The 19,795-nt window shown below is 53.4% G+C and carries 16 protein-coding genes and 2 pseudogenes; 12 read left to right on the forward strand and 6 right to left on the reverse strand.

Annotated elements, in window-relative coordinates:
- Nucleotides 1-324 precede the first annotated feature (324 nt).
- Together ABV298_RS22255 and ABV298_RS22260 are read left to right on the forward strand one after the other, a co-directional pair.
- Nucleotides 325-1,533, forward strand: a complete 1,209-nt coding sequence (locus ABV298_RS22255) for a hypothetical protein (protein ID WP_353718361.1) — start codon at nt 325-327, stop codon at nt 1,531-1,533.
- A gap of 79 nt (nt 1,534-1,612) precedes the next feature.
- Entirely contained in the window at nt 1,613-2,737 is a 1,125-nt protein-coding gene (locus tag ABV298_RS22260) for a hypothetical protein (protein WP_353718362.1), read from the forward strand.
- A 19-nt stretch (nt 2,738-2,756) separates the two neighbouring features.
- Here ABV298_RS22260 and ABV298_RS22265 read toward each other — a convergent pair whose 3' ends face one another.
- Nucleotides 2,757-2,981: a hypothetical protein gene (locus ABV298_RS22265; protein WP_353718363.1), complete on the reverse strand. Its 225-nt coding sequence runs from the start codon at nt 2,979-2,981 to the stop codon at nt 2,757-2,759.
- Nucleotides 2,982-3,224: 243 nt separating this feature from the next.
- Here ABV298_RS22265 and ABV298_RS22270 point away from each other — a divergent pair, with 243 nt between their 5' ends.
- Together ABV298_RS22270 and ABV298_RS22275 are read left to right on the forward strand one after the other, a co-directional pair.
- Nucleotides 3,225-4,202, forward strand: coding sequence for a hypothetical protein (locus tag ABV298_RS22270; protein WP_353718364.1), 978 nt, complete (start codon nt 3,225-3,227; stop codon nt 4,200-4,202).
- A gap of 140 nt (nt 4,203-4,342) precedes the next feature.
- Nucleotides 4,343-4,576 carry a hypothetical protein gene (locus tag ABV298_RS22275; protein ID WP_353718365.1) on the forward strand — a complete coding sequence of 78 codons (234 nt, stop codon included), beginning with the start codon at nt 4,343-4,345 and terminating at the stop codon, nt 4,574-4,576.
- Here ABV298_RS22275 and ABV298_RS22280 read toward each other — a convergent pair.
- Nucleotides 4,571-5,893 carry a HAMP domain-containing sensor histidine kinase gene (locus ABV298_RS22280; protein ID WP_353718366.1) on the reverse strand — a complete coding sequence of 441 codons (1,323 nt, stop codon included), beginning with the start codon at nt 5,891-5,893 and terminating at the stop codon, nt 4,571-4,573. The two genes, ABV298_RS22275 and ABV298_RS22280, sit on opposite strands and share 6 nt — an antisense overlap.
- A 167-nt stretch (nt 5,894-6,060) precedes the next feature.
- Here ABV298_RS22280 and ABV298_RS22285 point away from each other — a divergent pair, with 167 nt between their 5' ends.
- Both ABV298_RS22285 and ABV298_RS22290 read left to right on the forward strand, forming a co-directional pair.
- The gene (locus ABV298_RS22285) at nt 6,061-6,636 is read left to right on the forward strand and encodes a Crp/Fnr family transcriptional regulator (RefSeq protein ID WP_353718367.1); all 576 of its coding nucleotides are present in this window, start codon (nt 6,061-6,063) and stop codon (nt 6,634-6,636) included.
- 65 nt (nt 6,637-6,701) lie between these two features.
- On the forward strand, nt 6,702-7,148 hold the full coding sequence (locus ABV298_RS22290; RefSeq protein ID WP_353718368.1) for a carboxymuconolactone decarboxylase family protein: 447 nt from the start codon (nt 6,702-6,704) through the stop codon (nt 7,146-7,148).
- A gap of 134 nt (nt 7,149-7,282) precedes the next feature.
- On the opposite strand, the gene ABV298_RS22295 is transcribed toward ABV298_RS22290, so the two are convergent.
- The gene (locus ABV298_RS22295; protein ID WP_353718369.1) at nt 7,283-8,161 is read right to left on the reverse strand and encodes a hypothetical protein; all 879 of its coding nucleotides are present in this window, start codon (nt 8,159-8,161) and stop codon (nt 7,283-7,285) included.
- A 233-nt stretch (nt 8,162-8,394) separates the two neighbouring features.
- On the opposite strand from ABV298_RS22295, the gene ABV298_RS22300 reads away from it, so the two are divergent.
- The 5 genes and pseudogenes from ABV298_RS22300 to ABV298_RS22320 all read left to right on the forward strand — a co-directional run bounded on the left by ABV298_RS22300 (nt 8,395) and on the right by ABV298_RS22320 (nt 14,299).
- The gene (locus ABV298_RS22300; protein ID WP_353718370.1) at nt 8,395-9,693 is read left to right on the forward strand and encodes a hypothetical protein; all 1,299 of its coding nucleotides are present in this window, start codon (nt 8,395-8,397) and stop codon (nt 9,691-9,693) included.
- Nucleotides 9,662-10,168: pseudogene (locus ABV298_RS22305) on the forward strand (c-type cytochrome domain-containing protein); the annotation flags it as partial. The gene ABV298_RS22300 and the pseudogene ABV298_RS22305, both read left to right, overlap by 32 nt.
- Before the next feature lie 37 nt (nt 10,169-10,205).
- Nucleotides 10,206-10,298, forward strand: a pseudogene (locus tag ABV298_RS22310) (hypothetical protein); the annotation flags it as partial.
- On the forward strand, nt 10,279-12,735 hold the full coding sequence (locus ABV298_RS22315) for a DUF1553 domain-containing protein (RefSeq protein WP_353718371.1): 2,457 nt from the start codon (nt 10,279-10,281) through the stop codon (nt 12,733-12,735). The pseudogene ABV298_RS22310 and the gene ABV298_RS22315, both read left to right, overlap by 20 nt.
- Nucleotides 12,736-12,835: 100 nt before the next feature.
- Complete coding sequence (locus tag ABV298_RS22320) at nt 12,836-14,299, forward strand: DUF1501 domain-containing protein (protein ID WP_353718372.1); 1,464 nt, start codon at nt 12,836-12,838, stop codon at nt 14,297-14,299.
- 58 nt (nt 14,300-14,357) lie between these two features.
- Here the strand turns inward: ABV298_RS22320 and ABV298_RS22325 are convergent, their stop codons facing one another.
- Both ABV298_RS22325 and ABV298_RS22330 read right to left on the reverse strand, forming a co-directional pair.
- A complete protein-coding gene (locus tag ABV298_RS22325; RefSeq protein ID WP_353718373.1) occupies nt 14,358-16,484 on the reverse strand; it encodes a cation:proton antiporter in 2,127 nt (708 codons plus the stop codon).
- Nucleotides 16,485-16,486: 2 nt separating this feature from the next.
- The gene (locus ABV298_RS22330) at nt 16,487-17,062 is read right to left on the reverse strand and encodes a hypothetical protein (protein WP_353718374.1); all 576 of its coding nucleotides are present in this window, start codon (nt 17,060-17,062) and stop codon (nt 16,487-16,489) included.
- A 318-nt stretch (nt 17,063-17,380) separates the two neighbouring features.
- Between ABV298_RS22330 and ABV298_RS22335 the strand changes: the two genes are divergently transcribed.
- Nucleotides 17,381-18,958 carry an FAD-dependent oxidoreductase gene (locus ABV298_RS22335; protein ID WP_353718375.1) on the forward strand — a complete coding sequence of 526 codons (1,578 nt, stop codon included), beginning with the start codon at nt 17,381-17,383 and terminating at the stop codon, nt 18,956-18,958.
- Nucleotides 18,959-19,117: 159 nt separating this feature from the next.
- Here ABV298_RS22335 and ABV298_RS22340 read toward each other — a convergent pair whose 3' ends face one another.
- Nucleotides 19,118-19,636: a hypothetical protein gene (locus ABV298_RS22340; RefSeq protein WP_353718376.1), complete on the reverse strand. Its 519-nt coding sequence runs from the start codon at nt 19,634-19,636 to the stop codon at nt 19,118-19,120.
- Nucleotides 19,637-19,795 lie beyond the last annotated feature (159 nt).

Here is a 19,795-nt window from a genome sequence, read left to right on the forward strand (position 1 = left end):
ATCCTTACAACGGGATGACGATGGGTTGGGCTGTCACGGGGCGGCCCCGCCGCCGGTTCATTTCGCCGGCACCGCCCCTCGGATACGCGATCCATTGCCAATGCCGGCAACGGGTTTTTTGTGTGGCGGGTGTAAATACGTGTTTTTTTAAACAGGTGTTTACACGCGTTTTTGAAGAATTATTTCTACGCAACTTTGTCGAACAAAAGCTTTTGTATGGTGGAGATCAGCTACCACTTTAAAAAACGGACTTACCTGTAAAAGTATTCGTTACAGGGCGGCCCCCGTACGCTTTCGAACGGGGAAAATAGTCATACATCCACAATGGGCACTTTTCTAGATTTACAAAATGGCTGGTACAACGGTCTGATCCAGGGATTGGGACAAAGCCAGGATTCTTTCCAGATCATTCAGCCGGCACCTCCTATCGCGAGCGGTACTGCCGCCAACACGACGTTTTGGGCCTATTACAACAATATCCCTCCTAAAACCCTGACCCAACAGTTTGCCGCAAGCGGTGGCAATCAGTTTTACAATAATTACAGAGCGCTGCTTTCTGCGCTCGTCCCTTCACGCAACATCGATGTGAAGGCGGACATCGGGGAAGAGAATTACAACAACTGGCAGGCTTATGTGCAAAGACAACCCACATTGCCGACGATGAACCAGATCCCGACGATGTTCCGCAACTGGGCGATGTTTTATGCGCCGAGCGTTGCCAACATCGGCTCTTCCGACTACGCGGCTATTTTGCTCGATCCCATCGCGACCGCGCAGAACGAGTTGACGTTGATCTACACCAATCCCCAGGGGCTGCCGATCAATTTCGACTGGCAGCTTACTTATCTCGACATGGTTAACCAGCTGAACAACAGTCCGGCCCGGTCGTTTTCCTTCGATAGCGCTACCATGAACAGCAATGTGAGCAGTTCGTGGTCCGGTGGTTCGCAATCGGCATTTTTCGGGCTCTGGGGCAATAGCAGCTCCACGTCCAAGCTCAGCGAACAGTTTGCGTCGAGCCGTGTGAAGGTTACCGCCGACTTCCAGAATGTACTGGTGTATTCCAACACGCCGGGCGCATGGTACTACTCGTCGGCTATGGGCCTTGCCTATGCCAATCAGACCGGCAACCCGTGGAGCCCGGCGTCGTCCATTAACTGGAACAATACTTTTGGTGGCAACGGCAATATGCAGTATTTCGCGGCTAACGTTATTGTGGCTTCGGGTATGACGATCACCGTTACTTCGGATGCTTCCTATTCTTCGCTGGATCAGCAGACTATCACGTCCAGCGGTTCGGCCGGGTTCTGGCCGTTTTACACCGGCGATAGCGGCAGTTCTTCCAACAACCGCGTCACATTTGACGAACACGGCCAAATGACGATCAGCACGACCAGCGTACCCGGCGTTCCCATTATCCTGGGCGTCAATGTACTGTCGGCGGGCGAATTTGTGGGCCACTCGGCGAGCGCAGCAGTGTCGCTTTACGAATCGGCCAAAAATTTTATCGCCGAAGGGCTGGTTGCCGTTTAGAAGCTCTTGGAAGGCTGGCGCTGGCCAGCCTTCTTTATTTGCTATCTCCTGTAATCTTTCGCAAACCTTTTCCACCACAATGGTATTTGACGCTATTTCTACCGATGCGATAACCGCAGTTACTGACGGGTGGTACAATCAGTTGGCGACCAGCCTGAACCTGTCGGTCCGGAGTTTCCAGTTGTTGCAACCGCCGGTGGTCCCGGTGGACGATCGGAGCCTTTGGGGTTGTTTCGATGTCCCGCCCGAGACCCTGAAATACAACCGCTGGTATTTCAGCCAGCCCGACTTTTTCAGCCAATACGCTGCGATTGCAAACGGGCTTTCTTTTCCCGACAGCGCCTTTGCGGCCGATATCGGGGCTGTTACTTATGCGAAATGGATGGACTATCTCAATAGCCTTTCGTCTCCGCCGCCGCCGAACACCTTACCGACCGTCTGGTTTCAATGGGCTATGGTAAATGCGCCGTCCGTGGCCAACATCGGCCGAACGGATCTGTCGACACAGCTGCTGATCAACAGCGCACAGGCGGCTTTACAGCCTTTTGAAGGGGAAAATGCCCGTCCGGCCGATTTCTCGCCGTCATTTTCGGACCTGAAAACGACGCTTCTGGCTTCCCAGGGGGCCAGTTTTTCGTTCGATTCGGCCCACGACAATCCCGACGTATCCGACTCGTGGGTACCCGGCGACGACCCTAATTATTTCGGCATGTGGACCGGCAGTTCGCCCGCGATCCGAATCAGCAGGAAGTTTGCTTTGAGCAGGATCAATATCTCGGCCAGCTTCACACATTTCGCCTGCGTAACCGTAACGCCCGGCACGTGGTACGACTCCGGTTTGCTGCACCTGGCGATGGTTTCCCAATCCACGCCGCCCTGGATCGACAGTTCAGACTGGGAAACCTATTTTGGTGCCAGCGGAACGCTGACCCACGCCATTGGCTCGCTGCTCGCCGTCGACGGAATAACCCTGACCCTCACATCCGATGCCGATTTTACGGAGGAAGAGCAAGCGATCGTCAAAGCGCAGGTGAGCATGGGCTACTGGCCTGTTTACTGCCCGGCACAATCGTCCGTGATTTCGAATACCGTTACCACCTCGCCCGGATCGACTACGATAAGTATGCAATCGGCCCCCGGGAATCCCGTTGTGCTGGGTTTCAATGTTTTTGGTATCGGAAATTATCTGGGAGGCGGCGTGTAACCCTCACCGTCCGCTATTTTCACGCTCGATATCCAAAAGCCAAATGCGCCACCCTGGACGCCTCCGGATGAAAAATCGAAGAGCCGACAAACGGCTGCAAGATCGAGGCTGTCAGTTGGTACGCCAGGGTGATGATGCCGATTTGCGCGAATGTGAGGCTGTAATTGGATTTCAACAGTGGATAAATCGCCGAAATGCCCGACTGGATCAGGTCATTCAGCAAATGGGAGACGCTGATGGCCAACAGGATGCTGTAAGTCGTGGCAGCCGGGTACGGGATTGAATCTGCTTTTTTATAATTGATATTTATCAGATCATCTGATGACTGCGAAAGTAGTATATATTTTTATTTGGCAAGTTTTCGGACACAGAATATTTCGGGACAGGTTGTCAGCATAATTAGTTAGTGGTTGGCGTCGTTGCGTTCCGATCGATTAACTTAACAGCAATTACTGCGCAATTTCCTCAAACTTAGCCAGATACTTCCATGCCTTTCAAACTTATCAAAGGTAAGTTCCACATCAGGAACTACTCCCCCGATGGTGATTCCATCAGATTCGAGCCGGACAACGCCGCATTTGTTCAGGCGCTTTCCGGCAGCCGGCCGCGGTTTAATTCGAGAAATCACGTTCAGTTGCGCATTGAAGCAATCGATACGCTCGAAACGCATTACACCCCGCCGAGCGGAGGCGGCGTATACCACCAGCCGCTTGGCCTGGCCAACAAGGCGATGGACCAGCTCTTAGCCTACGTAGGTATTACCCAGGTTGAATGGGACAGCTCCCACAAAACGGTTCTGGCGGCCAATGACGCCACGCCTGGTTATATCGCAAGCAGGGCGGTCGAAAAAAATGGCCGGCCGGTCGCATTTGTTTTCGCAGGGAATACGAACATCCGGGACGGAGACGATTTCTTTCTTACGCCCGAACACCTCCGCGAGAGCTACAATTATCAGGCTCTTTTGTCGGGAATGGCCTATCCGACTTATTATGAAGGCTTGTTTTTCGATTTGCGCCAGGCACTGAACGAAGCTGTGGAGCAGGCGCGGCAGGCGAACAGGGAATTACATGCGGTCGACGGCACCAATAGCGGGTTCAACGCGGATTCCCTTGTTTCCATTACGCAGGACGTTTGTATCCTGCCCAAGCTCTTCCGGAGGCTTTGCGAATACATGGTCAATTACGGAACGTCCGTCGGCTTCAAGGAAAAACTGGCACAGTCCCGCGAGCCGGTTCTGGATCTTGTCAAAAACAATTTTACGCATCTGGATACCTTCGTCGAGCAGCAGGACGGAAGTACGGAAATCCGGCTTACCCGTTTACCGGAGCAACTGATTTTCGATCCAATGCCGACACGCCCGGTCAATACCTTCTCTGCATTGATGGCCCCCGAGGTCGGTATGGTTACGCCCGATATAGCGGCCAATTTGTTGCTGGAGAGAAGTTTGTTGCGAAATTTCCTGTAACGCGCCGCATGCCGGTATTCATCCCCGCAGGAATAACCGCGAGCGGATGGGCACGCAGCCGCCGGGGCGGTATAATTCCGTACGTAATTCAGATGTAAAGGAAGGCGAGTGATTTCCGGTCATTCGCCTTAACTTTGCATATGAATGATCCAATACTACTTCCTGTTGATTATTTGGGTGAAACCCATGAGTTTCCGGTAACTATTGTGCCTCTCGGCTATGCCTATCGACTGCATGTGGACCTCGACGGCAGGATATTGATTTTTGAAAAGGATGATCAGGGTAAATACCGGGTTATCGATCACTCCGGCGATCATTCGAAGATCGACAAAGGGCTTGTTGCGGCAATTGTATCGACTCTGGAAGCATTATGAAACGGCTTGTACACTGGCCGGGAATCTTAAAAAAAATGTGGTTCCGGTCCCCGGATTGCTGGCGAAGGTTATTTCTCCTCCTAACAGATCCGTGTATCTTTTAACCAGCGAAAGACCGAGCCCTCCCGAGCGCGACAGGACTCGTACCGGGTTTTTCCAGGTTTCCAGGATGTCTTTCCGGCGTCCTTTCGAAATTCCCTGACCGGAGTCCCGAATGCAAAACAGATGGTCCGACTGGTCCCGCCGGTAAACGACAGAAACTTCTCCGCCACCCTTCGTAAATTTGACAGCATTGTTGATCAGGTTCCGGATAATGATCGTGAACACCTGCGGGTTACCGGTTAGCGTGAGGTTTTCGGGGAGATCGATGGTGAATGCCAGTCCGTTCAGCTTTGCGATGTCGCCATAAACCCGGAGCGTGTCGCGGACCGAATCGAGAACATTGAAGCGATGATCGTGGCTTATGAGCCGGCTGTCGAATTTGGTCATATCGAGCAGGTTCATCAGCAGGTTCTGCGTGTTGACGATCGACTGCCGCATTTCCGACTGGAGCATTTTGCGCTCGTCGGCATTGAGTTCGTAATTCCCTATGATATCCAGGTACTTGCCGAGCGACACCAGCGGCGTGTGGTAATCGTGCGAAATGACGGAGATAAGCCGTGATTTCTCTTCGTGCAATTCGTCCAGCAGCGCTGCCCGCTGTTCGGCCTTCTCTTTTTCCCTGGTATAATTGCTGATAACGTAGCCGAGCCCGCCGAGAAAAAGCAGGATGTTGATCGTGTAAGTGGAGGCGACATCGATAAACTGCTCGCGCCGGTCGGCATAATGGACGATCACGAAAGCCGGGTCGTGGTATTCGAGCCAGAGCAGCGATCCAACCAGTCCTATATTCAGGATGGTCAGTACCAGATATTCTTTCCGCGGCGTTGTGATGAGCGACAGGTAAAAGACCAGGCAGAACGACAACAAGGTGGAGCCGCTGATGCCGGCGCTGAGCCGGTAGCTGACCACAAAAAAGCCGTGGAAGAGAAGGGAGTAAATGTAAACGGCGATAGTCGTCCGTTTTTTGACGCGCGACAGATAATAAAGTCCCAGTTGCAGCGGGAGCAGTATTCCGGTAATCAGCGCGTAGGTGGTCATACCGACGGCGATACTGAAAAAGAGCACATACACCATCACACAAACCGTGATCGCGCCCATGAAATGGAAGATCCTGCTCTGGAGTGAAAATTCCGACGGGTCGCCGTAAAGCCGGAGCGTGAGCGAACCGAGGCGGGTCAGGATGCGGTTGTTCGGCCCTGGGAGATATTTGTTCATTCAAAATACTTGATAACGGTCTCGGCTGGAATTTGCCGCAGGCAAAATTAAGAGGATGTGTGCAGTTCGCAGGGGTTTTCTTAATGTACATTAATCTTTTTGCCGGTGTACGCAGGTTGTTTTATGCAAACAAAATAATTTTGACGCTAACCGACCTGGCATAACAAATGCAGCAACTCATCACGCATATCAGCAAATTCGGTTCGATCGACGCGGGTAAACTGGCGGAGATAGGACAATATTTCGAGGCACGGACTTTCAAAAAACGCGAGCTTCTTCTGGAAGAAGGGCAGCGGTGCAACGAGAAGTTCTTTATTGTAAAAGGATGCGTGAACCTGTTTTACCTCCGGCAAAATGGCGTGGAGCAGACTATTGATTTCGCATTGGAAAACTGGTGGACGACCGATTTTATGGCGTTTCAGAATGGTGGAACGGCGCAGTTTTCCATCCGGGCGATCGAAACCACGGAAGTCCTGAGCATTTCGGCCGCCCGGCAACGGGAAATGCTCGCCAACGAAATACCTGAACTTCACGGGTACTTCCACGCCGTGTTCCAGCGGGCATACGCGGCTTCCCAGGTCCGGATCAGAAAGCTGTACGAATTGTCCAAGGAGGAACTCTACCACGACTTCATCAGCAGTTATCCCGCCTTCATTCAACGGGTACCGCAATACCTGCTCGCATCTTTTTTGGGTTTTACACCCGAATACCTCAGCGAAATCCGAAAGAAATCCCTTTCTTAAACCAGCTTAAGAAGTTCCTCCTTCCGGTTGGCCAATTTTGTATTGAAAACAAAACGATGTCAACCATGAAGAAAATTGTTAAACGCCTGGATGTCTGGAAAGAAGAACCCCTCTACTGGACCCATATGTCGGCCATCGAAAAGCGGGTGTATGCCTCGTCGGTTCCCAGAAGCCTGATCGAGCTCATTAAGATAAGGGCCTCCCAAATCAATAAATGCGTGTTTTGTATCGATTACCATACCAACGAGGCCTTGCAGCTCGGGGAGTCGCCCCGCCGGATATTCGTGCTTTCGGCCTGGAAGGAAAGCCCGCTGTTTACCGAGGTTGAGAAAAGCGCCCTGCAACTGACGGAAGAAATCACCCATATTTCGGTGGATGGCGTCGCGGATGAAACTTATGAGCGGATAAAAACCCATTTCAGCGCCGGCGAGATCGCCGATCTCATCATATGTATTTGTCATATCAATTTTATGAACCGGATCGGCATTTCCACACAAACGGTTGCAATTTAAGAGGTATGAAGCGGACGCCTGGCCGGTCGGCCGCCGGCCAGGACGGTGCTTAACCGATTGCCTCGATAGATAATGCCTGGCGGCATGTGTGAATGCGGCTACACACCCGCGCGATCAACCGGAGCTAATACCGGCTACCTGGCTTTCAGTTTCGCCAGCGCCTCCCGGGCGCCGTTGTTGCCGGGGTTCAGCGAGAGCGATTTCTCGTAGGCCGGGATCGCCTCGTCCGTGCGGTTCAAAAGCATCAGGCATTCGCCGTAGCTGTCGAATGTGTTGAATGCTTCTGGATACAGTTCCGTATTCAGCCGGAATACCTTGACGGCCTGTTCGGGTGTCTTAATTATTTGATAACCAAAAGTGTTAATGCCCTGCTCGCTGACGTCGTACCGCGATCCTTCCCCTTTCCCGACCTCCGCTCTGATAAAGGCGATCGTTTCGTCTACGGACTTCGCCGTTGCATGGTATTGAGAGATCGGAAGCAAATTCAGCCGCCTTTCTTTGATTTTTTGTTCGGCGAGTGTTTCTACGTTGTACGCACGCCTTTCTTCATCGGTAATTTTTGTCGAATCGATCTTATAACGCTCGAACCGGGCATTGGGGCCCATCTTTACATACTGGGTCCCGTAAACCTGCGGCATACCTTTTCGCATCAGGTCCCTGTCGATGGCCGCCGCCAGCAACCACTTATTGATGGTCGTATCCAGTGAAATGGCTTTTTTCATCAAACGGATCGCCATACCGGAAGCTAACGTGTCTGTTCCGTGCTGGAAGATCATCGCGCCGTGGTAGAAATCCTTCCCGGTAACTACCTTGTTGGAATCGAGAAGCTCGGCTACCCGTTTTCGCCTGAGCGCGTCGTCCTTGTTAAGCTGGTTCCAATCGATACTGGCCACTTTCCTTGCAGACTGATCTTCGTCGTACATTCTTTTGATCTCCGCATTATCGGCGGTCTGCGCACGGACAACGGGCAGCAATGCGAAATATATCAGGAGCGCGGGAATGGCGAATTTCATTTGCTGATCGGGTTTTAATGAAACGCGGGGACCGGTACCACAAAAGCGGGGTGTTTTGAATATATACTGGAATCAGATACTACCATCGTAACCGAGATTGTCTGCCTATGGGGTGGCCGAACACCGCAAACGATTCCGTTGTCTATATTCCCGGCGTTTCGTCTACATTATTTTTGCCGGCGCAGGTATTTCGCTTTCTTTATATATGTTGTTCAAAATCAGCATTTATAGTTATGAAAACATACCGGAACCTGCTGGCGGTAATGCTTCTCGCACCACTGCTGGCCTGCCTTGCCCGTTTCAATGCGTTTGAAACTTTTAGTCGGCCGCCGGCCAACCCGGGCCGATACGAATGGAAGCAAGTGCTGCCGCCCGGCAACGGGACGCAGCAACATGAATGGAAACCCGGCACTTTTCCGATGGGCATCGTTCCCGTGGTTGCTTTCGACGGGCAACTTTGGATGACCGGACAAAAAGCGGCCTGGTCGTCGGTGAATGGTACCACCTGGGTGCGTCACGCGAAGAAGGACTGGGGCGAACGCATTAATTTGTCGAACATCTATTTTAATAACAGGCTCTGGACTTACGGAGGAATGCGTTACCAGGATAGGGAGCTGGTCAATGAAGTGTGGTCTACCCGGAATGGCTCCGATTGGCAACGGGCAGGAAACGCGGCCTGGGAACCCAGAAAGGGGCACGCATTGGTAGTTTTTAAAAACAAGTTATGGCTTTTAGGCGGCACGACGAAGGTCTCGCGGGACTTCGAGCCTCTTGAAATGAAGAACGACATCTGGTCGTCGGTCGACGGGTTTACGTGGACGAGGGAAGTAGCCGGTGCGCCGTGGTCGCCGCGGGATTCGCCGCAGGTGGTGGTTTTGCGGGACACGCTGTACCTGCTCGGCGGGCAGGGCCTGGCCGACGTATGGCGCTCCGTGGACGGAAAAAACTGGGTACAACTCACGGCCGGGGCCGATTGGGGGAAACGATACGACAAGGGCGTACACGCATTCGACGGCAAGCTGTGGGTTTTTGGTGGCCGCGATACCAATCCCGATCATTATAAGGCCGCTCAGAACGACGTCTGGCACTCGGCAAATGGTGCAGACTGGACGCGTCACGACGGACATGCGCCATGGAGCGTCCGCAGCGGGCTGCATAGCGTGGTATTCCGCGATCAGATCTGGCTTTTCAGCGGCAAACACACCGGCGGAAACCCGGTCTGGAAAGGTGATATCTGGGTGCTGCAAAAAAAGCGAATGACCGTTACTGCGCCCTTACGGTTATGGATTCAGGGTTTTTGTATTAATTTTTTAAACTTTATTGATAATCAATGGCTAAGAATTGAACCAGGTTGGCTTTTAACTTCATTAAGGTGTATTTCGATGAAAATCCATGAAATCTCTTACGAAGAAGCGGGCTTTTTTGAAGTGCGGGAAAGCCGCGGCTGCGACGTATTTCTGCCTGGCGCTCGTCGGTTGCGGCGTGGAAAAACCCCGGGAGGTGGAACTGGCGATCAGGGAGCTACCCGATGAATTGGATTTCAATTACGACGTCAAACCGATTCTCTCCGATAAATGCTTTGCCTGCCACGGCCCCGACGCAAAAAAGCAGAAGGGCGGCTTGCGGCTGGATACCGAAGAAGGTGCTTACAAAGCGCTGAAAAAGACGAAGGGGCGGCATGCGATCGTACCGGGCGATCTGGCCGCGAGCGAAGTGTACACGCGGCTCGTCTCGCAAGACCCCGGGTTGAAAATGCCGCCGCCCGCGTCTAACCTTGCATTATCTGTAAAGGAAATAGCCGTACTTACCCGCTGGATCGAGCAGGGCGCTAAATACAAACCGCATTGGTCGTTCATAAAACCCGAAAAAGTCGGAGTCCCGAAACCAAGGCTGGCAGGTTGGGCCAGGACACCGATCGACAATTTTATCCTCGAACGGTTGGACAGGGAAAAACTGCGCCCTTCGCCGGAGGCCAGCCGCGAAGATCTGATTCGTCGGGCAAGTTTCGATCTGACCGGTCTGCCGCCCACATTGGCTGAAATCGATGGATTTGTGGCCGATAAATCCCCCCGATGCATACGCCCGGCTCATCGACCGCCTGTTGCAATCTCCGGCTTATGGCGAACGCATGGCCGGCGAGTGGATGGACGTTTCGCGCTATGCCGACAGCGACGGTTACCTCGACGACAAGCATCGCGATTTCTCCCCCCTGGCGCGACTGGGTGATCGGCGCCTTCAACCGGAATATGCCTTACGACAGGTTTATTACCATGCAGCTGGCTGGTGACCTGTTGCCCGGCAAAACCCGTGAAAGCATTCTGGCCACAGCATTCAACCGCCTGCACAAGAAAAGCTCCGAGGCGGGTATCGTTTTCGAAGAATACAGGGTGGAATACAATGCGGACAGGGTGCAGACGGTGGGGCAGGGGATTCTGGGGCTTTCGGTGCAATGTGCGCGATGCCATGACCATAAGTACGATCCGATCAGTCAGGAAGCATATTATAAAATGTTCGGGCTTTTCAACAGCACCGACGAAACCGGAAGCCCGGTGTATGGACCCGACCAAACGCCCGGGCCTGCATTGCTGCTCACCAACAAGGAAAATGAGGAACTGCTCCGTTTTTTTGACCGGCAAATCACCGGCTTGCGTAACCGTCTGGAAAAGACCAGGGCCGATTCGCAGGCCGATTTTAGAAACTGGCTGGGTACCGGAAAATTGACCGCCGGGATGGTCGGCCGGCAGGCCGCCAGTGGAATGGTGGCCTATTATCCTTTCGACAAAGCTTTCGCAAACGGCGGAAAAGAGACGGTCACACCCAACTTATTGAATAAAAACCAGCCGGCCCAATGCACTGAAATCGTCCTGAAACCAGGCGTGAAAGGCAATGCCTACTTTGTATCCGACTATAATTCCGTCAGGCTGGGGCATAACATCGGCTGGCACGAGCGTACGGAACCTTTTTCGGTGGAGCTTTGGATCAATCCGGCCACAGTTTATCCCGACGCGGGTATTTTTTACCATTGCGAGGACCTCCGCCTGGGTTACAAGGGGTATTCGCTGAAACTGGCCGACAACAAATTACAGTTCATCATCGCACACTCCTATCCGCAGAACGCCATTCAGGTCAGCACGGTAGCGGCGGTCCCGAAGCAGAAATGGACGCAGGTAACGGTGACCTACGACGGATCCAGCAGGGCAGCGGGAGCGAAAATCTATATCAATGGGGAGCTGGCAAAGGTGACCGTCGACCGCGACTATCTTTACAAAGGCATTTTGTATGAAAAGGATATTCATACGTATGGTTTTCAGGGATTTATGCTCGGTCAGCGTAACCTGCTGATCCCCTTCAAGGATGGGGGGCTCGACGAACTGAAAATTTTCGACAAGGAATTGACGGCCCTGGAAGTTCTGTACAATTACGACGCCGGAAAGGTTGCCGGAATACTAAGCAAGCGGGGCCGGCCAGCCGAAATGGCGATGTTGAAGGCATTTTACGACGCCCGTTTCAACGCCCGTGTGGCTGCCCTGAGCGATAGCCTGAAAGCCGGTATGGACGCGCAGAACAAACTGGTAAACAGCATTCCGGAACTGATGGTAATGGGCGACCTGCCCAAGCCCCGGCCAACTTACCTGCTCACAAGGGGTGCCTACAACGCGCCCGGAAAGCAGGTGACGCCGGGTGCATTGGAAACGGTAATGCCCTTCGAGGGAAGGTTTCCACCGAACAGACTGGGGCTGGCACGCTGGATCACCGATAAAAATAACCCGCTCACGGCGCGGGTGTTCGTAAACCGCATTTGGCAAATGCATTTCGGAAACGGCATAGTGCGCTCGTCGGCCGATTTCGGCAACCAGGGAAACCTGCCGACCCACCCGCAGCTGCTCGACTGGCTCGCGGTCGATTTTATGAATTCCGGTTGGAATATCAAACGGCTGCATAAGCTTATTATGCTCTCCGCTACCTATCGGCAAAGTTCCGTAACCACGCCGGAACTGCTTGAAAAAGATCCGGACAACGAACTGCTCGCAAGAGGCGCCCGGTTCCGTTTTACGGCCGAAATGATCAGGGATAATGCATTGTTTATCAGTGGGCTGATGGTGAATAAAATGGGTGGCCAAAGTGTGTATCCTTATCAGCCAGCCGGGCTTTGGGACGAGCTCAGCGACAAGGTATGGCGCTACAAATATCTTCAGGAACCGGGCGAGGGGCTATACAGGCGAAGCCTTTACACCGTTTGGAAAAGGACCTCGCCCCCGCCTTCGATGCTGATCTTCGACGCCCCCGAGCGCGGCGAATGCGTGGCGAAGCGTCGCTCCACGAGCACACCGTTACAAGCGCTGGTGCTGCTCAACGACCCGCAATATGTGGAAGCCGCCCGGGCCCTGGCCGAACGGGTTTTGCACGAAACGCGGGGCATAAATTCCACCGATATGGCTTTCAGGCTCATTACCGGCCGCAGGCCGGACCGGGCGGAGCAAAAAAATACTCTCGGAGTTTTATGCCGGCGAACTCGCCCGTTTCCGGGCCCGGCCCGCGCAAGCGCTCGAATACCTGCGCACGGGCGAACGTAAATGGGACCGGACGCTGAAACCAGAAGAAATCGCCGCACTGGCCACAGTTGCCAACGCGGTTATGAATACGGACGAAGGTTATACCCGCAAATAATGCAATATGGAAGATCTGAAAAAGGTATTAACCCAGCTCAACCGTCGGGACTTTCTCACCAAAGCGGGGCTGGGCCTCGGCTCTATCGCACTTTCCAGTATTATACAGACTTCCCCCGGCGGTCGGCGCGAGGAAGCGAATGCCGACGCGGCGATAGCGCCATTTGTGCGGGGGCCACATTTCTCTCCCAGGGCGAAAAGGATTATTTACCTTTTCCAGAGCGGCGGGCCCTCGCAGTTGGAAACCTTCGATTATAAACCCGCATTGGTAAAATGGCACGGTCAGGAAATCCCCGAATCGATAAAAGGGACGCAGCGGAACTCGGGTATGGTGGCGGGGCAGTCGACATTTCCGCTGGTCAAGTCGATCTATGATTTCAAACAATACGGTCAGTCGGGTGCGTGGGTGAGCGAGCTTTTGCCCTACACGGCGGGCATCGTGGACGATTTGTGTATTGTCAAATCGGTCTATACCGAGGCTATTAACCACGAACCGGCGGTGATGTTCGTGCAAACGGGCTCCCAGCAAAGCGGAAGGCCGTCGATGGGCTCGTGGCTGAGCTATGGGTTGGGGTCGGACAATCAGAACCTGCCTCACTTCATGGTTTTGATTTCCAAGGGCGTCAAAGGCGACCAGCCATTGAGTACCGCCGCCTGGGCGAACGGCTTCCTTGCTTCCCACCATCAGGGCGTGCAGCTCAGGGCAGGTAAAGACCCGGTGCTCTACCTGCAAAACCCGTATGGCGTGCACAAGGAAGACAGGCGTCGAGCGCTCGATCGCATCAGGGAACTGAACGAACACCAGTTTACGCTCTGGGGCGATCCTGAAATCCAGTCGAAAATCAGCCAGTACGAAATGGCTTATCGCATGCAGACTTCCGTGCCCGAGGCCCTGGACACGACGAGCGAGCCCGAATATATTTATAAAATGTACGGGGAAGACGCCCGCAGACCCGGCACTTTTGCCGCAAATTGTCTGCTGGCGCGACGAATGGCCGAGCGTGATGTGAAATTTATCCAGCTTTACCACATGGGTTGGGACCAGCACGGCGACCTGCCTAAAAATATCGCGAAACAGGCCAAAGACGTCGACCAGGCGTCGGCAGCACTGGTAAAGGACCTGAAACAACGCGGGTTACTGGAAGATACGCTGGTGGTTTGGGGTGGCGAATTTGGCCGTACCAGCTTTTCGCAGGGGAAACTGACGGCCGATAACTATGGCCGCGACCACCACTCCGGCTGCTTCACCATGTGGATGACGGGCGGCGGCGTCAGGACGGGCCAGGTTTATGGTGAAACCGACGAATTCAGTTACAATGTGGTTAAGGACGGCGTACATGTGCATGATTTTCAGGCTACCTTGCTGCACCTTTTCGGACTGGACCATGAGAAACTGGTTTTCAAGCACCAGGGCAGGCGTTACCGACTGACGGACGTTCACGGCACGGTTATAAAGGGCCTGATCACCTGATACTGAGCACCGGCCGCCTGACAAACTGCAGTTCCGGACTCCGGTCCTGGAACGGGGGCTAGCCGGGGAAGATCCGCCCGATGATTTTCCCGATCTCGATAAAATCGTCGTGGTTGCTAACCGACCGGCGTTCGGTCTGGTCGTCGTCCTGCTGCGAGAACGGGAATATCAGCAGGAAATTATTTTCGCTCGCATGCTGGTTGAGGAAATCGGGAATGTCGCCCATTTGCGGGAAATAGGAAATCATGCCGCGCTTGGCCATGAAGATGATCAGGCCTTCATCGGCGGCGAGCTGCATGGCCGCTTCCTGGGCTTCCCGCCAGCTCGCGATCGTGTGCAGGGACGACTCTATGTTCGACTTGCTTAGCACGCGTTTCAGTGTTCGGATCACCGGCTCGCCTGCGTAGAAGCGCATTTCGGCGCCCGAATTTTTAGCGATATTCCACACCCGCAGCAATGCATGGAAAAAGCCGGGCTCCCTTTCCGCCCTGGCGGGAATCAGCACCACATAACTTTTGACGGTAGCGATAGGCTGCGCTGCGTGGTAAATGAATGTATTGACGTTGTCGTTCTGAAGGTAGCCGTTGTAAAGGTTGTAGATAAACGAAGGCGTGAAGCCTTTTCCCGATTGAAGGCCTATGAGCAGGTCGGTAATCCGCTGCTCCTTGATCACATTGCTGATTCCGCTGGAAACGTCCTGGTCGTAGCGGGTAACTTGCCGGATCGTCACATCGGCCGCCGCAGCGGTGTCTGTCGCAATGTGCAGGGTTTTTTCGGCGTTCTTGACGGACGACTCATTTTTGTCGTCGTTCACGACATTCAGGGCGAACAGGCGGTCGTCGTTATGCCCGGCCTTGATCATCAGTCCGAGATTCACCAGTTTCTCAACCGTATCTTCGTAGTTTACGGCAATCAGGATGTTTTCATTTTCGCGGTTGATGCCGGAGGCCGTATCCTCCTTGTCCGCTTCGGCGATTTTTTCGGCACTCGACATCGACACGAAAGAGGAAACCGTACAGGAAATGAGAATGAGCAGAATACTTCCGTTCAGCACGTGTTCGCTCAAAAGGCGGACGGGTTCGCCGTTTGCGGTTTCGGCGATTACAATATTATAACCCACCATCACCGCCGCCAGCGTGGCCGCCGCCGATGCCGAACTCATACCGAAAATCAGCATTCCCTCGTCTTTGGTGAGTTTGAAGGTCTTTTGGGTAAACAGCGCAGCGAGGTATTTGCCGCCGATGGAAGCGACAAGCATCACCGCCGCCACGCCGACGGTTTCCCAGCTTTTGACGATCACCTTGAAATCGATCAGCATTCCCACGCTGATCAGAAAGAAGGGAATAAATATCGCATTGCCGACAAACTCGACCCGGTTCATGAGCGACGACGAATGCGGGATCAGGCGGTTAAGGGCAAGTCCGGCAAAAAAGGCGCCGATAATGGCTTCGATACCCGCCAGTTCGGCCAGTACCGCCGCCAGGTAGATCATCACGAGTACAAAAATATACTGTGAGATCTTGTCGCCCACCCTTTTGAAAAACCATCTCCCTATGATCGGAAAAACAAACAGCACAACCAGGCTGAACGCCAGCACCGACACAATGAGCCTGATCCAGAACGCACTGTCGACTTCGCCCTGCGTCATACCGACCACCACCGCCAGTACCAGCAGCGAGAGGACGTCCGTAAGCATTGTCCCTCCCACGGTAATGTTCACCGAAAGGTTTTTGGAAATACCCAGCTTGCTCACGAGCGGATACGCAATGAGCGTGTGCGAAGAAAAAAGGCTGGCAAAAAGGACGGTGGTAAGTACTGAGAAATGCAGCACATAATATCCTCCTATCAGCCCCAGGATGAACGGAATGGCGAAAGTGTAGGCCGTAAAACCGATACTTTTCCATTTGTTCCTTTTGAAATCGCCCATATCTATTTCGAGGCCCGCGAGGAACATGATGTAGAGCAACCCGGTGGTGCCGGTAACAACCACGCTGCTGTCGCGGGCGAGCAGATTCAGGCCGTTGGGGCCAACGAGCGCCCCCGCGATGAGCAGCCCGAGCAGATGCGGCACTTTGATCTTGTTGAGCAGCAGCGGAGCGCCCAGAATGATGACGAGCTCGATGAGAAATTTCAGTACCGGATCTTCGATAGGCAGGGTACTGATGTGAATGTTCAGTAAATGCATGGCTATCGGGTTGTGAGGCGGGTCAGCTCGATTGAAAATTTGGCGGTACAGGCATTGTCGATGCCGATGGTCTGCATTCCCTTGATCAGGCTGCCGTTACCGCGTCCCAGCTCGACGTTCATTTCCGTCGTTCTGGCCGAGGACGAGTCGCTTTTGTAATGCAGCCGGATTCCCGTGCTGTCGAAGCTGGCGGAATATACCCGTATCAGTTTGTTGTTGTTGAAAACCCTCGTGAAAAGCCCGGTAGAGTCGCTCACGAATTCCCACGCGTTGGACCGCTGGTCGCCGATCACATATTCGCTGCAATTGGATTCCCGGCACACCGATTTGCTCGTCCACATACCAGCCAGGTCTTCGGGCCACGTCCGGATGATGACGGTGTCGCTTTTTTGGGCAAGCAGGCTGTCCCGCATGCGCACGAGGGCGTAGTAGTCGGCTTCCTTTAAGGCGAATTCCTGCTCTTTGCGAAGCAATGCCTGCTCGCGCCGGGCAAGTTGCTGCTCTTTCTCGTTATCGCGGCATCCCCACAGCAGCAAGCAGCTCAGGATCAGCGGGAAGTACATTTTAAAAAGTGGCATAAGGTCCGGATTTTGACGAAGTGGTGGTGGCCCGGTTCGGGTGTTACTGGATCATTTATACGCCGTAAGATAAAAAACCATTCTGTGGTACCAAAAGTAATTCGTAGCAAAACACTGCGGCGGTTTTGCTTACATACTGTTTGTTCTTTACCTATTTCAAGGTTTTTTAGCTTTATTTGTGGATAAACCGGACCCTTGAAAGCGAAAAATGCACATACCGACGACGAGACGCTCCGGGCATCGATGAGTCAGGTTTTACCCGGTCATTACCGGTAAAAGCATCGGTTCGGACGCCTTGCAGGCTTTATAATCTTGTTTATGAAATACCTACTGACGACATTCATTCTACTTCGATCACTGTTTGGTGTTGCGCAGGCGCAATACGATGTTGTGGTATATGGCGGCACCCCCGGCGGGGTAATCGCGGCGGTAGCCGGGGCACGGGAGGGGGCCAGCGTGCTCCTGCTCGAACAAACAGCGCATGTCGGGGGGCTGAACACAAGCGGGATCGGGACGGCTGAGTCCGAGCACATGATCGAGGAAACGATCTCCGGCTTGCCTTTGGAGTTCTATACCCGCATGAGCCAATTTTACGGGAAGGACAAGGTGCAGTTTTATTTCGAATCGCATGTGGCCGAGAAAACTTTTAACGACCTCCTTTCCGAGGCCGGCGTGAAAGTCGTTTTCAATGCATTTGTAGAAAAGGTGGACAAAAGATCGGGAAGTATCCGGTTTATCCGGCTGACTAACGGACAACAGGTCGCCGGGAAGGTCTTTATCGACTGTACTTATGAAGGCGACCTCATGGCCCGGTCAGGCGTGTCCTATACATACGGACGCGAAAGCCGGGACGAATACGGGGAGTCGTATGCCGGTGTGAGGTTTATGGATGAACCGATAGATGCGAGCCCGTACGACGATTCGGGCAGGCTATTGCCGGGTTTCACAGAACGCCGTACGTTGACGGAAGGGCAAGCCGACAGGCGAGTGATGAACTATAACTTCCGCGTCGTAATGTCGACTCTCGACAATCGTGTGCCGTTTCCCAAGCCGGATAAATATGACCCGGACCGTTTCATAATGCTTAGGCGCCTTTTGAAAAACAAGCCTGAAACCCGGTTCCATGACATCATCGACCTGTATGCGTGGAATTATCCTGAAGGCAAGTTTGAAACCAATAACAAACAGAAATCGGTGATATCGCTCGGGCATTTCGGCGGTAATACCGAATACCCCGACGCCGATTACGCCCGACGGAAAGCGATTTACGACGATCACAAGAACTGGACACTCGGGCTGCTGTACTTTCTGGCCAACGACGCGTCGGTGCCGAAGAGCCTGCACGACGAAGTGAACCGCTACGGATTTACGGCCGACGAATTCCGGGATAACGGCAACTTCCCTTACTATCTCTATATCCGGGAGGCTCGGAGAATGAAAGGCGCGCTGATTCAGACCCAGCAGGATATCCTTGAAAGACGTTCCAAACCCGACGCGATTTGTCTCGGCTCGCATTGGATCGACAGCCATCACGTACAGCGCGTGGCCGTTTCCAAAACGCAGTTCGTGAACGAAGGCAGGATATGGCACCCTGTTACGGCGCCCTACGAGTTTTCCTACCGGACGCTCACACAGACGGCCGCAGAATGCACCAATTTACTGGTGCCTGTTTGTCTGTCGGTTTCGCATGTCGCATTTTGTTCGGCAAGGGTGGAGTCTACCTGGATGCAGCTGGGGAACAGCGCGGGTATCGCGGCGGCGATGGCTGCCTCGGAGAACAAGGATGTGCAGCAGATCGACGTTGCCGCCTTACAGACAAGGTTGAGGAAGAAAGGTGTTATTATCAGCATCGGCCATCAGCAATGGGACGGCGATAGGGACGTCCGTAAAAAATAGGTTTGCTTCGATCGGTTATTCCTCCGCCCGGCATTTCGGTTATTAAGTTCAGGGAGAAGTTTGGTGTTTCGCCCGAAAAAATAAAAGCCTGACCGATGTCCACGGCTGGCGGAGTCGGTCAGACAGTATGTGCGGAAAGCCCGGAAACGCGCTAAGGCGTCATTTCTTTTCCAGCGGCAGATAATAGAACCCCAGGTAGGCAATCTTCCATTCGCCTTTCTCCTTTTCTAAAATCCTGATATCGACAGATTTTCCCAGTAACTTGCCGGTGTTTCGGTCCGTCGAAACCTGGTCGGAGGTGTACCAGGCCACGTCGCCGTAAATGCGAAAATTCTCGTTGCTGCGTGTCACTTCCGCGGTTTGCCAAACAGTTTTGTTGTCGTCGAACTGCTTTTTCTTCAGGCTGTCGAGCTCGGCGAAACTGTTGTAAATTCTGACCTTCTCCGGGTAGCCGTCCCAATACCCATGTTCGCGGAAATAGGGCTTCGCTACATAAGTGCTTTTCCAGGTAGCATAGTCCTGTTTGTAATAAGCGGTTGTTTCCTTCACGATCACGTCGCGGATCGCCGCTTTCTCGCGTTCGGGGTCCAGGACGGCCGCCTGGCGCCCGCATGCGGGCAATAGGAGAAGCAATAATACCGGAATACCGGCGCCCAATTTTCCTGTTCTGTTTTTCATCGCTTTCGTCTGGTAGTTCAGTGAATATCGAAACCAAAACTACCGCGGTGCTTCAAACGCAGAAGAATATAATTAGGCGAAGTGTGGCAGTTTACGCTTGATCGGTGGCAAATGGGAATGGAGGCGTCGCCGGGTGGTCCTTAAAACCAGAGGGTTTCG

This window comes from Dyadobacter sp. 676, from assembly GCF_040448675.1.
GTDB lineage: Bacteria > Bacteroidota > Bacteroidia > Cytophagales > Spirosomataceae > Dyadobacter.